Annotated in this window: 16 protein-coding genes; 4 read left to right on the plus strand and 12 right to left on the minus strand. The window is 66.4% G+C overall.

Annotated elements, in window-relative coordinates; translation table 11 throughout:
• Positions 1-41: 41 nt before the first annotated feature.
• Genes ACGFK1_RS24560 through ACGFK1_RS24580 form a run of 5 tightly spaced genes read right to left on the minus strand, consistent with a single transcriptional unit; the run spans position 42 to position 4,430 of the window.
• Entirely contained in the window at positions 42-749 is a 708-nt protein-coding gene (locus tag ACGFK1_RS24560; protein ID WP_393435496.1) for a 3-oxoacyl-ACP reductase family protein, read from the minus strand.
• A complete protein-coding gene (locus tag ACGFK1_RS24565) occupies positions 746-1,609 on the minus strand; it encodes an NmrA/HSCARG family protein (protein ID WP_393435499.1) in 864 nt (287 codons plus the stop codon). The genes ACGFK1_RS24560 and ACGFK1_RS24565 overlap by 4 nt, the downstream gene beginning before the upstream one ends.
• Positions 1,606-2,544 carry a DUF5996 family protein gene (locus ACGFK1_RS24570; RefSeq protein ID WP_393435501.1) on the minus strand — a complete coding sequence of 313 codons (939 nt, stop codon included), beginning with the start codon at positions 2,542-2,544 and terminating at the stop codon, positions 1,606-1,608. The genes ACGFK1_RS24565 and ACGFK1_RS24570 overlap by 4 nt, the downstream gene beginning before the upstream one ends.
• A gap of 33 nt (positions 2,545-2,577) precedes the next feature.
• Complete coding sequence (locus tag ACGFK1_RS24575; RefSeq protein ID WP_393435794.1) at positions 2,578-3,693, minus strand: MBL fold metallo-hydrolase; 1,116 nt, start codon at positions 3,691-3,693, stop codon at positions 2,578-2,580.
• A gap of 2 nt (positions 3,694-3,695) precedes the next feature.
• Complete coding sequence (locus ACGFK1_RS24580; RefSeq protein ID WP_393435504.1) at positions 3,696-4,430, minus strand: enoyl-CoA hydratase; 735 nt, start codon at positions 4,428-4,430, stop codon at positions 3,696-3,698.
• Between the two features lie 25 nt (positions 4,431-4,455).
• Here ACGFK1_RS24580 and ACGFK1_RS24585 point away from each other — a divergent pair, with 25 nt between their 5' ends.
• The 3 genes from ACGFK1_RS24585 to ACGFK1_RS24595 are packed head-to-tail and all read left to right on the plus strand — an operon-like array spanning position 4,456 to position 7,331.
• Positions 4,456-5,925, plus strand: coding sequence for a carboxyl transferase domain-containing protein (locus ACGFK1_RS24585; protein WP_393435506.1), 1,470 nt, complete (start codon positions 4,456-4,458; stop codon positions 5,923-5,925).
• Entirely contained in the window at positions 5,922-6,623 is a 702-nt protein-coding gene (locus ACGFK1_RS24590; RefSeq protein ID WP_393435509.1) for an alpha/beta fold hydrolase, read from the plus strand. Before ACGFK1_RS24585 ends, ACGFK1_RS24590 begins: the two co-directional genes overlap by 4 nt.
• A gap of 15 nt (positions 6,624-6,638) precedes the next feature.
• Complete coding sequence (locus ACGFK1_RS24595; protein WP_393435511.1) at positions 6,639-7,331, plus strand: hypothetical protein; 693 nt, start codon at positions 6,639-6,641, stop codon at positions 7,329-7,331.
• A 5-nt stretch (positions 7,332-7,336) separates the two neighbouring features.
• Here ACGFK1_RS24595 and ACGFK1_RS24600 read toward each other — a convergent pair whose 3' ends face one another.
• The 3 genes from ACGFK1_RS24600 to ACGFK1_RS24610 are packed head-to-tail and all read right to left on the minus strand — an operon-like array spanning position 7,337 to position 8,593.
• Positions 7,337-7,585, minus strand: a complete 249-nt coding sequence (locus ACGFK1_RS24600) for a hypothetical protein (RefSeq protein ID WP_393435514.1) — start codon at positions 7,583-7,585, stop codon at positions 7,337-7,339.
• Positions 7,586-7,588: 3 nt separating this feature from the next.
• The gene (locus ACGFK1_RS24605) at positions 7,589-8,038 is read right to left on the minus strand and encodes a hypothetical protein (RefSeq protein ID WP_393435517.1); all 450 of its coding nucleotides are present in this window, start codon (positions 8,036-8,038) and stop codon (positions 7,589-7,591) included.
• A gap of 9 nt (positions 8,039-8,047) precedes the next feature.
• Entirely contained in the window at positions 8,048-8,593 is a 546-nt protein-coding gene (locus ACGFK1_RS24610; RefSeq protein ID WP_393435520.1) for a TetR family transcriptional regulator, read from the minus strand.
• 94 nt (positions 8,594-8,687) lie between these two features.
• Here ACGFK1_RS24610 and ACGFK1_RS24615 point away from each other — a divergent pair, with 94 nt between their 5' ends.
• Entirely contained in the window at positions 8,688-9,827 is a 1,140-nt protein-coding gene (locus tag ACGFK1_RS24615; RefSeq protein WP_393435523.1) for an FAD-dependent monooxygenase, read from the plus strand.
• On the opposite strand, the gene ACGFK1_RS24620 is transcribed toward ACGFK1_RS24615, so the two are convergent.
• The 4 genes from ACGFK1_RS24620 to ACGFK1_RS24635 form a co-directional block, all read right to left on the minus strand.
• Complete coding sequence (locus ACGFK1_RS24620) at positions 9,805-10,212, minus strand: hypothetical protein (protein WP_393435526.1); 408 nt, start codon at positions 10,210-10,212, stop codon at positions 9,805-9,807. The two genes, ACGFK1_RS24615 and ACGFK1_RS24620, sit on opposite strands and share 23 nt — an antisense overlap.
• Positions 10,213-10,332: 120 nt before the next feature.
• Positions 10,333-11,184 carry a hypothetical protein gene (locus ACGFK1_RS24625; protein WP_393435529.1) on the minus strand — a complete coding sequence of 284 codons (852 nt, stop codon included), beginning with the start codon at positions 11,182-11,184 and terminating at the stop codon, positions 10,333-10,335.
• Positions 11,185-11,319: 135 nt separating this feature from the next.
• A complete protein-coding gene (locus tag ACGFK1_RS24630) occupies positions 11,320-12,933 on the minus strand; it encodes an AMP-binding protein (RefSeq protein ID WP_393435531.1) in 1,614 nt (537 codons plus the stop codon).
• On the minus strand, positions 12,930-14,618 hold the full coding sequence (locus ACGFK1_RS24635) for an AMP-binding protein (RefSeq protein WP_393435534.1): 1,689 nt from the start codon (positions 14,616-14,618) through the stop codon (positions 12,930-12,932). The genes ACGFK1_RS24630 and ACGFK1_RS24635 overlap by 4 nt, the downstream gene beginning before the upstream one ends.
• Positions 14,619-14,670: the final 52 nt, after the last annotated feature.

Below are 14,670 nucleotides of genomic sequence, written 5' to 3' on the forward strand. Positions count from 1 at the left end.
ACGTTAGCCCGTCGGGTGTGCAGTTGTTGTGCACATGTGCCTCACGCGGCGAATCCGCCGTCGACATTCCAGCTGATTCCGGTGATGAAGCCGGCGTCCGGGCTGGCGAGGTATGCCACCGCGCTGGCGATGTCCTCTGGGCGGCCGTAGTGCCCGAGTGCGGTACGTTGTCGCATCTCGTCGGCGAATTCGCCCGAATCCGGATTGGCGTCGGTGGCGGTAGGACCTGGCTGAACGACATTGACGGTGATGCCACGTGGCCCCAGTTCTCTTGCCAGTCCGCGTGTCAATCCAGCGACCGCGGCCTTCGACATCGCGTACACGGCGCTGCCGGGGCGCGGCACGTGGTCGGCGAAGATGCTGCCGATCGTGATGATGCGGCCGCCGGTCCCCAGATGAGGTACCGCTCGCTGGACAGCCGCGAACACCGCACGAACATTGATCGCGACCATCCGATCGAACTGCTCCATGGACACGGATTCGAGCGCGGCCGACGTGGTCATCCCGGCGTTGTTGACCAGGATGTCCAGCCCGCCAAGGTGCTCCACCGTCTGATCGACCGCCGCGGTCACCTGCTGCGCGTCTGCGCTGTCGGCTTTGATCGCCAGCGCCGAACCCGCGGGCCCGGCCGACGACGCGTAGGTGAACGCCACCTCGGCGCCGTCCGCGAGCAGCCGCTCAACGATCGCGGCACCGATTCCGCGTGAGCCGCCGGTCACCAGTGCACGCTTGCCGGACAAGGGCGTCATGATGTTGTCCCCCTCGGGGTTTCGAAGGTGCGCCGGGCCCACTCGGCAAACGATGTCCAGGCAATGTCGGGGTTCGCCATGCGTAGCGCCTCGATATCGACTCGGTATCCGGGTCCGTTGAGGAACCGCCACATGGCGTGCATGTCGGGATTGCCGATCGAGTCAAGCGGCGTCTGACGATGCCGGACGGGTCGGCCCAACACCTCGCTGAACACGGCGGCCATCTGGCGCGGAGTCACGGCATCTCCTGCCAGCTCGATGCGCTGTCCGACGTAGCGCTCGGGGTCGAGAAGGACCTTTGCGACGAAGTTCCCCAGATCGGCGCGATCCAGCTGTTGCAGCGGATCGTCGGGCGGGAGAGGCAGTTCGAGGATCCCCGCCGAGAGCTGGTCGAGTCCACCGAGGGCATTGTCGAAGAAGTAGGTGGGCGCAGTAACCGTGTATGGCAATCCTGTGGCAATCAACTCGTTTTCGATGATCGCCTTGCTGTCAAAGTGCGGCACCCCGCTGTGTTGGTCGGCGCTTGCGACGGAGCTGAACACCATGTGGGGGATCTGCGAATCCACCGCTGCGGCAAGGATTGTCCGGCCCTGTGCCACCTCGGCATCGACTCCTGCTTCAAAGGGCGTGGTCAGCGCGAACACCGCGGCAACACCGCGCATCGCCGCACTCAGTGCCGCACTGTCATCGAGTGAGCCTGCGACGACGTCGACACCAACGTCTTGTAGTCGCCGCGCGGACGGCCCCTCGGGCCTGCGCACCATCGCACGTACGCGTGCGCCGCGCTCGGTCAGCGCAGCGGTCACTGCGCCGCCTTGCCCACCAGTGGCGCCGAGCACCAGGACCGGTTCGTCCGTCATGAGTCACGTCGCAGGCGCTGTGGGTCGTCCTCGAGTGCTGCGCGGTCCCAGCCGCCGAGTTCGGCAGCAGCCTCATACGTGCTGTGCAGAAACCGCAGCAGCGTCTTGTCCGGGTCAGACGAAGTACGCACCGCCTCATACGGCAAAAGAAATTGTTGGTACTCATCGCTGTAGAACGCGGCATCGGGCTGCACCGGATAGCCGCCGAAGCCGTCGGGTTCGGGATAGGCATAGGCGTAGAACGCGCCCTCCTCGCCGCCGCCCGGCCAGAAGCCGCAACTGCTCAGTTCACGGGAATAGCCCTCCACCATCACCCAGTCGGGACAGTTGGGCACCCCGCCGGCGTGCTTGGGCGCGGGCCTGCCCGAAAACCGGGTACATGCCAAATCGAAAGAGCCCCAGAAGAAATGGACAGGGCTCACCTTGCCAACGAATGACGCGCGGAATTCGCCAATGACGCGGTCGGCCTGTATGAGCTGCCGCCAGAAGGTGTGTGCGGCCTCGGCGTCGTAATCGACGTGCTGGTAATCCTCAGCGAACGCGATGGCGTCGCTCACCTCGTTGGGTCGCGCGGCGATTCGCGTCGAGATACCCAGACTGTCCAGCGCGGAAAGGGTTTCCTGGTAGAACTCGGCCACCGGCTTGGCTTGCAGCGGCACCGAACGCGTGCTTCCGTCGCTGTGACGGATCTCAAGAGAATGGGCGACGAAGTCGAACTCGATGTCGAATACCGCATTGCCGTACGGGATAGCGCCTGTGGTCAGCCCGCGGGGACTGACGTACAACGTCACCTGCCACCAATGATTGATCAGCGGCATATGTGCCAACCGGACCTTACCGACGATCTGCGTCCACATGTGCAGCGTGTCGTGCGTTGGCGTCCAGTCGTCGACTCGCAGCGAGGGCCATCCTGAAGTTCCAACTGAGCGATCCATTCCTGCTCCCTTTCTGCGTTACGCGCACCGGGTCTAGACCTGCCACCACGGTTCGACCGAAGACGTGTCGGGATCGACACGTTGCCCGGGCTTGGGCACCACCACCTGCACGCCCGCGGGGTCGGCGGCCCGCAACAGACGCTCGACCGGCTCCGCCCACGGGTGCGGCGCGAGCCGGAACGTCGCCCAGTGAATGGGCACGAGTAGTCCGGAGTCGGCCTCGGCGACGTCGAGATGGGCGCGCACGGCTTCTTCCGGGTTCATGTGGATGTCGGGCCACGCCGGGTGATATGCACCGATCGGCAGCAGCGTCAGGTGGAAAGGGCCATGGTCGTTCCCGATTTCGGCGAAGCTCTTGGTGTAGCCGGTGTCGCCGCCGAAAAACGCACGGTGCTGCGGGCCTGCGAGCACCCACGACGCCCAGAGCGTGGTGTCGCGGCTGAACAGTCGTCCCGAGAAGTGCCGGGCCGGCGTGCACACCAGTGTCAGATCGGCGATCGTGTGGCTCTCGTTCCAGTCGAGTTCGACGATGCGGCTCTCGGGAATCCCCCACTTGCGCAGATGTGCGCCGACCCCGAGCGGCACCACGAAGGGCGCCCGCTGGGTGCGGGCCAACCCCAGGATCGTCTCCATGTCGAGGTGGTCGTAGTGGTCGTGGCTGATGATGACGGCGTCGACGGCCGCCAGCGCCTCGAGCGGCGCCGGGACCTCGTGCAAGCGCTCGGGACCCACCGTTTGCGACGGCGAACAGCGGCGACTCCAGATCGGATCGGCCAGTACGCGGTAGCCGTCGACCTCGATGAGCGCCGACGAGTGGCCGAACCAGCACACCGAGAGAGGCAAAGAGCCGGGGTGGCCTGCCGCGGGCTCGACCATCGGGATGTCGCCCGGCGGCCGAGACCTACCCCGCGCCCCGATCAACTCCCAGATGATGCGTCGCTGTTCTTCGCGGTCGAGGCTGATGCCGGACGCCGGGTCGACGTTGGTGAAGGCGCCGTCGCGGAAGTTCGGCGAGCGTCGCGCGACCTCCGCGATCTCGGCGGGCGTGGCACCCAGCGCGGCGGGAGCGCCGTGCAGCGCGCGCAACACCCAACTTCCGGCCAGCAGCGATGCCGTGCCGAAGCCGAAGCGCAGGGCGGCGCGCACCACCATCAGGCCCCCTGGAACCTCGGTGGCCGCTTCTCGATGCGGGCCACCTGAGCCTCGATCACGTCTTGCGACGCCCACGCCTTGTCGAACAGGGTCTGATGCTCGGGCCACGGGTCCTCGTAGGCGCCGTCGTCGTTGAGCACCCGCTTCGCGTGCTGCAGGGCCAGCGGCGCGTATCCGGCGATCTCCGTCGCCCATTCCTGCGCGTCGGCAAGCGTCCCGATCCGGTTGGCCATCCCGGTCTGAAGCGCGACGTCCGCGGTGAGCCGCTCCGCCGCCATCAACATGCCCCTTGCCCGGCCGGCGCCCACCAGCGACGTCAATCGCCGGATGCTCCAGTTGTCCAGCGCCAGGCCGTATTTCGCGACCGGGAACTGGAAGTAGGCCTCGGGCACGACGACACGCAGATCACAGATCATCGCGAGGATCACGCCTGCGCCGATCGCGGGTCCATTGATCGCACCGATCACCGGCACCGGGGCCGCGTCGATGGCGAGGTTGAGCGCCTTGGCCTTGTCGGGCAACTCGTCGGCCACCCCCTGTGCGTCGGACAGGTCCGCACCCGAACTGAACACGTGGCCTTGACCGGTCAACACGATGGCGCGGACGTCTTCGGTCGCGGCCTTCTCGATCGCCTCGCGGAGGCTGTCGACGAGCTCACCGTTCAGCGCGTTGCGCCGTTCGGCCCGCTGCATCTGAAGGGTCAGTACGTGGCCGTCACGGGTCACACCAATCATGGGTGCAGCCTATTAGCCTCGTGCTGTGAGCCGCATCGGTGCCCTTGACCTGCGCGACGCCGTGCTGGACCAGGGTTCCTTCCACAGCTGGGACACCCCGCCCGTGGCCGTCGCCGGCAGCGACGAATACCGCCGCGAGCTTGCCGACGCGTCGGCACGAACGGGACTCGATGAGGCCGTGGTGACCGGCGAGGGCACCGTGTTCGGCCGTCGCGTCGCATTGGTGGCTTGCGAGTTCGACTTCCTGGCCGGCTCGATCGGGGTGGCCGCCGCCGAGCGCATCATCACCGCCGTGCAGCGGGCGACGGCCGAGCGGTTGCCGCTCTTGGCATCGCCGAGTTCTGGGGGCACCCGGATGCAAGAGGGCACCGTCGCGTTCCTGCAGATGGTCAAGATCGCCGCCGCGGTCGAACTGCACAAGCAGCAACACCTGCCCTATCTCGTGTACCTGCGCCACCCGACAACGGGTGGGGTGTTCGCGTCGTGGGGATCGCTCGGTCACGTCACGGCGGCTGAACCCGGTGCGCTCGTCGGGTTCCTTGGCCCGCGAGTGTACGAACACCTGTACGGCGAACCGTTTCCGTCCGGTGTCCAGACCGCGGAGAACCTGCACCGGCACGGTGTCATCGACGGTGTGGTGCCGCTGGAGGCGTTGCGGTCGACGCTGGACCGCACACTGAAGGTGGTCGCCGACCCGGCAGGCCCACCGCCGCCGATGCCTGCGACTGACGGGATCCCCGACATCCCTGCGTGGACGTCGGTCGAGGCGTCGCGGCGCCCGGACCGCCCCGGCGTCGGATACTTGTTGCGGCACGGCACAACTGAACGCCTACTGCTGTCGGGCACCGAACGCGGCGAGGCCGCCACGATGATGCTGGCGCTGGCCCGGTTCGGTGGTCAGCCCGCAGTCGTGTTGGGGCAGCAGCGGGTGGTCGGCGGCCTTGTCGGCCCGGCGGCATTGCGGGAAGCCAGGCGCGGCATGGCGCTGGCGGCGGGGTTGCAGCTGCCTCTGGTGCTGGTGATCGACACGGCGGGGCCCGCGTTGTCCACCGAAGCCGAACAGGGTGGGCTGGCCGGTGAGATCGCCCGCTGCGTGGCCGAACTCGTCACGCTGGACACCCCGACGGTTTCGGTGCTGCTCGGCCAGGGCAGCGGCGGGCCCGCGCTGGCGATGGTGCCTGCGGACCGGGTCCTTGCCGCACTGCACGGCTGGCTGGCGCCGCTACCACCGGAGGGGGCGAGTGCGATCGTATACCGCGACGTGGCGCATGCCCCGGAATTGGCTGCGGCGCAGGGCATTCGATCAATGGACTTGTTGCGCAACGGAATCGTCGACACCATCGTTTCAGAACACCCCGACGCCGCGGACGAGCCGATGGAGTTCACCCGCAGACTGTCGGCGACGATCGCCAACGAATTGCACACCCTGCGTTCGGTTCCGGCCGATGTTCGACTGGATGCGCGACTGGCGCGATACCGGCGGATCGGGCTGTGAGCCCGACGCTGCTGTTCGTGCACAGCCCGGTGGCGGGACCGTCAACGTGGCGTTATACCGCGAAAGAATTGCAGGACAACGGCTTTCGTGGTGTCGTTGCTGACCTGACGGAAGTGGCGTCCAGCGGCGGCCCCTACTACCCGAAGTGCGCCACGGCCGCGGCGGTCGCAGTCGACGGCATCGCGGACACCGTGGTGGTGGTCGGGCACAGCGCAGCGGGTGCCCTGCTGCCTGCGGTCGCCGAGGCCGTCGGTGCCCGCACGCGAGGCGCGGTGTTCGTCGACGCCATGCTGCCGCAACCGGGCCGCACCTGGTTCGACACCGCACCACCGGGTATGGAGACGCAATTACGCGGCCTCGCAACCGACGGTGTGCTGCCGCCGTATCACGACTGGTTTCCCGACGGGGTGCTGGCCCAACTGGTGCCGGACACGGTGCGACGCGACCGCATGATCGCCGAGAACCCGCGGCTGCCGGTGGCGTACTTCGACGAACCTGCACCGCAGGCGCGATTCACCGATTCCGTCGCGTGCGCGTTCATCCGCCTCGGCGCGCCGTTCGACGCCGCTGCCGACAAAGCCGAAAGGCTCGGCTGGTGGGTGGCCCGCAGGGACTGGGACCATCTGCGGATGCTCAGTGACCCGGCGGCGGTCGCCGATGTCATCGCGCAGGCGATCTCCGCCACCTGTGCCGACTGATGGCATGCTGGCCTTGTGGCACCACTGTTCGAGTTCGCGGGCCACTTCTGGTGGCTCGTCTTTCCGTTCATGGGCGCGATCGGCGGCGCTGTGCGGGCGGTCGCGGTGGCCAACGAGCGGCGCGCACAGCGCCGCCTCGAGCGGTATCGCATCAAGCAGCAGACCAAGGTCGCGCTCGCCGAGGCCTCTAGGCGCGCACGAACCAACGAAGCCGGCTACCGGCGAGAGATGGCCAAGGTGCTCGAGCGCCACGACCACACCGACGCCCGCTGGCTCGATTACGAGTTGGACATCGCAAAGCTGTTGGACTTCCCGCTGATGACCGAAATGCGGGACCCGCTGACCATCGGCTTCCACAGGGCCAAGAGTCGGGCTGATCTGCTGCGGCCCGACCGGGTCGAGGACATCCTCGGCGACCGGGCCGCGCAACTCGAGTACCGCGACGCCGTGGCCGAATACGTGTCCGCGTTCGATGTCGCGGAATCGGAGGCGATCCGGCGGCGGCGCAGCGATTTCTCCGCCGAGGCGCAGGAACGGCTGGCCCGCGGGCAACACCTGCTGCGGCTGGCGTCCGACGCAGGCGCGACACCGCAGGAGCGGCAGAACGCTTATTCGAGGGCGCAAAAGGAACTCGACGGGCTGATCGTGCTGCCCGCGACGACCCGGGCGAGCATCGAGCAAAAGGTCGCGGGCGAAATCGAGGCTTAGCGGTTCTAGCCGCCGAGTTCGGAGACGGCAGCGTCGAGTTGTGCGGCCTGCTCCGCGATGTCGTGATCCGACGGCGCGTCGCCCAACCGCTTCACCAGGTCGTCGCGCGAGACGACCTCGAGCGCGCCGTAGTACTGCTCCGACGCGAGCCGCCCGGCCGGGATCACCTCCGTCCGCCCCTCCACCAACACCAGCACGGAGTCGGGTTCGCCGGCTTGTAACAGGCGGCGCACGTCGTCGATCGAGATGGTCATGGCTCAGCTATACCCCGCCAGCGCCGCAAGCATCGCGACGGAGGTGATGACGTCGAACGGCAGGCGCAGCATGCTGCGGCGGGTCCAGAGGACCGCGGACACCTCGTCGACGGTCGCCGGGTCCGCCTTCTCGAACGCCAGCGCCTTTGGCACGAAATACGCCAGCGACCACACCCGGATGACGGCGTGGCTGATCAGCGCCACCAGCAGCGCCATCCGCGCGTCGGCGTCATGCCAGGCCGCCACCAGCGCAATGATCAGCAGCACCTCGAAGACGGTGTGCGCAGGCAACCAGAATCTGGCGCGAAAGACGCCGCCGTTGCGGGGCTGGATGATGCCGGGCCGCTTGGGCCACGCCGGGTCCACAACCAGAACCTCGTACAGGCCTCCGCCGAGCGCGACACAACTGGCGAGGGTGGTGATGGCGATCAGGACGAGAGTCGGGGACCACATCACCGCCAATTATTGCGGGCCGGTCAGATAGCGCTGAACGGTCGGGCCCAGCCACGCGACCACCTCGTCGTGTGACATCGCCACCACCGGCGGCAACTGGAGCACGTAACGGCACAGCGCCAGCCCGAGCACCTGTGTCGCGATCAGGCCGGCGCGACGCGGCGCGTCAGTGGCGGTGATCTTGGCGATCACGGGCAGCAGCTGCCCCGCGAAGATCTCCTGCATTCGTTGCGCCGCTTCGGCATTCGTGGTGCTCGATCTGAGCAGCACGACCAAGGCCTCGTCACGTTCCCAGCGATTCATGAAGTACGTGATCAACTGCGCGCCCACCTGATCCGGTTCGGCGGCGGCGAAGTCCGGCAGCGCAAGGTCGAAGTCGGCTGCCTCGGCGAACAATTGGTCCTTGTTGCCGAAGTAGCGCATCACCATCGACGGATCGATGTTCGCGTCGGCGGCGATGGCCCGGATGGTGGCCCGTTCGTATCCCGACTCGGCGAACCGCTGCCTGGCCGCGGCCAGGATCACTTCCTTGGTCTCCGCTGACGACCTGCGCATGCCAACGATTGTAGGCCAACAAGTGTTGACATTGTCCGCCGGCGCGCGCATAGTTATGCCAACAAGCGTTGGCATTGGCATGAAGGAGGCCGAAATGTACGACACCGATGTACTTGTCGTCGGAGCGGGCCCGAGCGGGCTCACATTGGCAACGTCGCTGGTCAACAAGGGCATTGCGACCACCGTGGTGGACTCCGAGGCCGCGGGTGCCAACACGTCACGCGCGGCCGTGGTGAACGCCCGCACGCTCGAGGTGCTCGAGGGCATTGACGTGGCCCGACGGCTGGTCAAGGAAGGCATTCAGGCGCCGCGGTTCACCATCCGCGACGGCAAACGGATCCTGATTCCCGTCGACTTCTCGGTGCTGCCGACCGATTACCCGTACTCGCTGATGGTGCCGCAGGCGACCACCGAGCGGTTACTGCTCGACCGGCTGACCGAACTCGGCGGCTCGGTGATCCGACCGAGGACGTTGACCGCGGTGACACAGGACGCCGACGGGGTGACCGCGACGTTCGACGACGGGGACGTGATCCGGGCGCGCTACGTGGTCGGCGCCGACGGCGTTCACAGCACCGTGCGCGAACAGGCGGGCATCGGCTTTCGCGGCGGCGAATATCAGGAGTCGTTCACACTGGCCGACGTCAGGTTGCGCGGCGAGGCACCCACCGACGAAGTCATCCTGTTCTGGGCCACGTCAGGGTTGACCGTGGTGGCGCCGCTGCCCGGCGACGTCTTCCGCATCGTCGCGCCGGTCGCGGATGCGCCGGAAGTGCCGTCGGCGGCATTCGTCCAACAGTTGCTCGACGAGCGGGGACTCGGCGTGGGACAGATGGCAGTCACCGAAGTCATCTGGGGTTCCCGGTTCCGCATTCACCATCGGGTCGCCGACACCTACCGGGCGGGCCGTCTGCTGCTGGCAGGCGACGCCGCCCACGTGCACAGCCCGGCGGGCGGACAGGGCATGAACCTGGGCATTCAGGATGGCATCGCGTTGGCCGACGCGCTTGCTGCGGTGCTCGGCGGCGCATCGGAGGACCTGCTCGACGAGTACAGTGCCGCCCGACGGCCGATCGCCAGGCAGGTCGTCGAAATGACAGACAGGCTAACGCGATTGGCGACGCTGCCGCGTGCGCTGCGGCCGGTTCGCAACACCGCGATCAGCGTCGTCGGCCGGGTACCCGCGGTGCAACGCGCGGTGGCGGCGCGGCTCAGTGGGCTGGTGTACCGCTGATCAGTTCGGCGTTCCTGCGGGTGCGGTAGTAGAGCACTGCCATCGCGACGGAAGCCTCGATTGCAGCGATCGTGGTCGCCAGTCCCATCAGCGTCGTCTGCTGAGCCATCCCCGCCATCTGCATGCCGTGATGGTGGGCGGGCATCGGCAGATGGACCGCGATCATCGCGATGTTCATCAGCCCGACCACGCACCACGCGTGGATCGATCCACGCATCCACAGGTCGCGGGCGCAATACCCGCAGGCGATGATCATCGCGGCCAGCAGGCCCGCGGTCAGTGCGTTGGACGCGTGGCCGAGCATCGCCGCGTGCAGAGCCGCCGACCCCAGTGCGAGCACCGCGCACGCGCGCCGCCCCACAGTGGCGGACGTCGCGGTGAGCATCTCACTCCTCATATACCTATAGACACATCGAACAGCCGAAACTCATCCTGTCGCTCTGCCGAAACTGTATTCCCGCGGGCCGCTACTCGTTCTTTTCCTGCTGGAATACAGTTTCGGCGGTCAAGTCGGGCGCCAACCGCGGGACACCATTGCATCCCGGGCCTGCCTGACGAGGTCGGCGTCGCAGTCTTCCCTGATGGCCCGCACGACGTGCCAGCCCAGGCTCGTCAGCTTCGGCCACACCCGCAAATCCTTGACGTATTGCGTTCGGCTGGTCCGGTGTTGGTCGCCGTCGTACTCGGCGCCCACTTTCAAATCCTCCCAGCCCATGTCGATGGTTCGCACATACCGACCGCGCTCGTCGTAGATGGCGATCTGCGTGGTGGGCTTCGGCAAACCGGCGTCGATGAACAGCAACCGCAAGCGTGTCTCCGGTGGAGAGGCCGCACCGCCATCGACGAGCGGCAACACCGCCTTGAGCTGCGCGACACCCCGCGCACCCTTGTACCGCTTGGTGAGCAACATGACGTCCTCGACGGAGAAGGGCGCCGCACGCATCAGGGCGTCGAGACGCGCGAGGGCCTGGCCGCGTTTGAGGTATCTGCCGACGTCGAATGCTGTGCGGGCCGGTGTCGTCACGCGAAGGCCCCGAACAACTTCCCACTCATCTTCGGCGATGCGCTCGTTGCGGCAAAGGATGCCCGGTGGCGGTCGTGTGCAGTTCCACAACAGTTCGACCGCGACGTCGTTGTCGACCCATTCCGCGCCATGCCACGCTGAGGCGGCGACGCCGGTGATGATCCCGTTGCGTTTCGACCACAGCCACGCACCGACGGTTCTGTCCAGCAGCGACGGATCACGGCCTCGCTCACGGTGCACGTTCGGATAGAGCGGTCGATACCACCTGTGGAGTTCGTGTCGCGTGACGACACCGTTCGCGACAGCCTCGCTGCCAATGAAAATCTCCCCCATGGCCGCATAGTGGCCTCGCCCACCGACAACCCGACGAAACTGTATTCCAGCAGGCGTCTACTCGCACTTTCGCTGCTGGAATACCGTTTCGGCGGGGGCCCAGTTTCGGCGGGGGCCCAGTGCTGGCGGCCGAAATCAGAGGCCGAGGAGCTTGACCGTCTCTTCGCGCATCTCGACCTTGCGCACCTTGCCGGTGACCGTCATCGGGAACTCCCCGACGATGTGCACGTACCGCGGGATCTTGTAGTGCGCGAGCTTTCCCGTCGCGAACACCCTGACCGCTTCGGCGTCGAGCGCAGGCCTACCCGGCTTCATCCGGATCCATGCGCAGATCTCCTCGCCGTACTTCTCGTCGGGCACCCCGATCACCTGGGCATCCTCGACGTCGGGATGTTTGTGGAGGAACTCCTCGATCTCGCGCGGATAGACGTTCTCGCCGCCGCGGATCACCATGTCCTTGATGCGGCCGACGATGTTGCAGTACCCGTCCTCACGCATCACCGCCAGGTCGCCGGTGTGCATCCACCCGTCGGAATCAATTGCCTCGGAGGTTTTTTCGAGATCATCCCAGTAGCCGAGCATCACCGAGTAGCCCCGCGTGCAGAACTCGCCGGGCTGGCCGCGCTCTACCTCGGCACCCGTCTCCGGGTCAACGACCTTGATTTCGACGTGCGGATGGGCGCGACCGATCGACGACGTCCGCCGTTCCAGATCGTCGTCGATCAGCGTCTGACACGAGACCGGCGACGTCTCTGTCATGCCGTAGGCGATCGCGACCTCGGACATGTTCATGGCAGTGACGCAGTGCTTCATCACCTCGATCGGGCACACCGAGCCCGCCATGATTCCGGTGCGCAACGACGACAGGTCGCGCTCGGCGAAGTCGGGATGGCTCTGCATGGCGATGAACATCGTCGGCACGCCGTACAGCGCGGTACAGCGCTGCTGCTCGACGGCCTCCAGCGTCAGCCCAGGATCGAAGCCCGGCGCTGGGATCACCATCGTGGTGCCGTGACTCGTGCAACCGAGATTGCCCATCACCATGCCGAAGCAGTGGTAGAAGGGCACCGGGATGCACAGCCGGTCCTGCGGTCCCAGCTTGATCAAGTCGGTGGTGAAGTAACCGTTGTTCAGGATGTTGCGGTGCGACAGCGTCGCACCCTTCGGGAAACCCGTTGTGCCCGAGGTGTATTGGATGTTGATCGGGTCGGTGTTCGACAATCCGGCCAGCCGCGACGCCAGCGCGTCGGCAGTCACCTCGTCGGCGCGTGCGCGCAACGCATCCCAACTGGGAGCGCCGATGAACACCACATCGGCCAGCTTCGGCGCCTCGGGGCGGACTTCGGCCACCATCGCGGCATAGTCGGACGTCTTGAACGACGTCGCAGCGACCAACATCCGCGCACCCGACTGGTTGAGCACATAGCCGAGTTCATGCGTCCGGTAAGCCGGATTGATGTTGACCAGGATGGCGCCGATCTTCGCCATTGCGTACTGGGTGATCGTCCACTGTGCACAATTGGGCGCCCAGATGCCGACTCGGTCCCCCTTCTCGATGCCCATCGCCATCAAACCCCGTGCGACGACGTTGATTTCGGTGTTCAACTCGGCATAGGTGTAGCGCAAGCCCTGGTAGACATCGACCAACGCGTCACCATCTGGATAGGTGGAGGCGATGCGCTCGAAGTTGGCTCCGATGGTCTCCTCGAGTATCGGGCTGTCGGTGGGGCCCGCGTCGTAGGATTTCATTCCACCAGATCCTCGTAGCGGAACTCCGTCTGGATCGGCTGGCCGGCCTCCTCGCGGCGGCGTAATTCGACGCGGCGGATCTTGCCGGAGATCGTCTTGGGCAGTTCGTAGAACTCGACGCGGCGCACCTTCAGGTAGGGCGCCAGGTGATCGCGCGCGTATTCCATGATCTGCCTGGCGGTTTCGGCGTTCGGCGCCCAACCGTCGGCCAGCGACACATACGCTTTGGGCACGCACAGTCGCGTCTCGTCGGGCTGCGGCACCACGGCCGCCTCCACCACGGCCGGGTGTTCGATCAACACGCTCTCCAGTTCGAAGGGCGAGACTTTGTAATCCGAGGATTTGAAGACGTCGTCGGTACGGCCGATGTAGGTGATGTAGCCGTCTTCGTCGCGGGCGGCGACGTCACCGGTGTGGTAATAGCCACCCGCCGTCACGGTGTCGTTGCGCTGCGGATCGTCGAGGTAGCCGGTCATCAGGTTCACCGGATTGCGCCCCAGGTCCAGGCAGATCTCGCCTTCGTCGGCCAATTCACCGGTGACCGGGTCGATCAGCACCACCGGAACGCCAGGCATCGGCCGACCCATCGAGCCCGGCTTCACCGGTTGGCCAGGGGTGTTGCCGACCTGCAGCGTGGTCTCGGTCTGGCCGAATCCGTCGCGGATCGTCAGCCCCCACGCCCGTTCCACCTGCGCGATCACATCGGGGTTGAGCGGTTCACCCGCGCCGAGAATTTCCCGCAAGCCGTCCGGCTTCGGGCCCAGATCGGATTGAATCAGCATGCGCCACACCGTCGGTGGCGCACAGAACGTGTTGACGCGAGCGCGGCGAAGCTGATTCAACAGCGCGACGGCGTCGAACCGGCGGTAGTTGTACACGAAGATCGTCGCCTCGGCGATCCACGGCGCGAAGAAGCAACTCCACGCGTGTTTGGCCCAGCCCGGCGAGCTGATCGCCAGGTGCACGTCGCCCGGCCGGACACCGATCCACGCCATCGTCGACAGATGTCCGACCGAATAGCTGACTTGCGAATGTTCAACCAGCTTCGGCTTACTCGTCGTCCCCGAGGTGAAGTAGATCAGCATCGAGTCATCCACAGTGGTAACCGCATCGAACGGGCCCGCGGACGCAACGGCGTAGGCGTCGGCGTAGCGATGCCAGCCGTCGACGGGCTCACCGACAACGATGCGGGTGTAATCGCCCGCCACGTCGTCGAACTTCACGGAGTCGGCGGCGTTGGCGATCACGGCGCCGGCGCCGCCGCGGGTGATCCGGTCCGCGAGGTCGGCCGGTCCCAGCGCGCCGGTGGTCGGCATGATCACCGCGCCGAGCTTTGCGACGGCGAGCATCGCCTCCCACAACTCAACCTGATTGCCGAGCATCAGGATGACCCGGTCGCCCTTGCCGACCCCGAGCCCGGCCAACCACGTCGCGACGCGGTCCGAGCGGTCCGCCATCTCGGCGAAGCTGACCTTCTGCTCGTCGCCGCCCTCGTCGAAGATCCACAGAGCGGGCCGATCAGCTGAACCGGGGTCGCGGGCGATCACATCGAACCAATCGGTCGCCCAGTTGAACGTACCGGACAGCTGAGGCCACGCGAACGCCTCGACGGCCTTGTCGTAGTCGCCGATTAGGTCAACTAACTGATCGCGTGCGGTGCGATACAGATCGGTGTTGGTCGTCATGGCGGATAGGATCTATGTCACAGTCGCCCAACGCTACCCCCGAAAGAGGGTG

This window comes from Mycobacterium sp. NPDC048908, from assembly GCF_043197955.1.
Lineage (GTDB): Bacteria > Actinomycetota > Actinomycetes > Mycobacteriales > Mycobacteriaceae > Mycobacterium.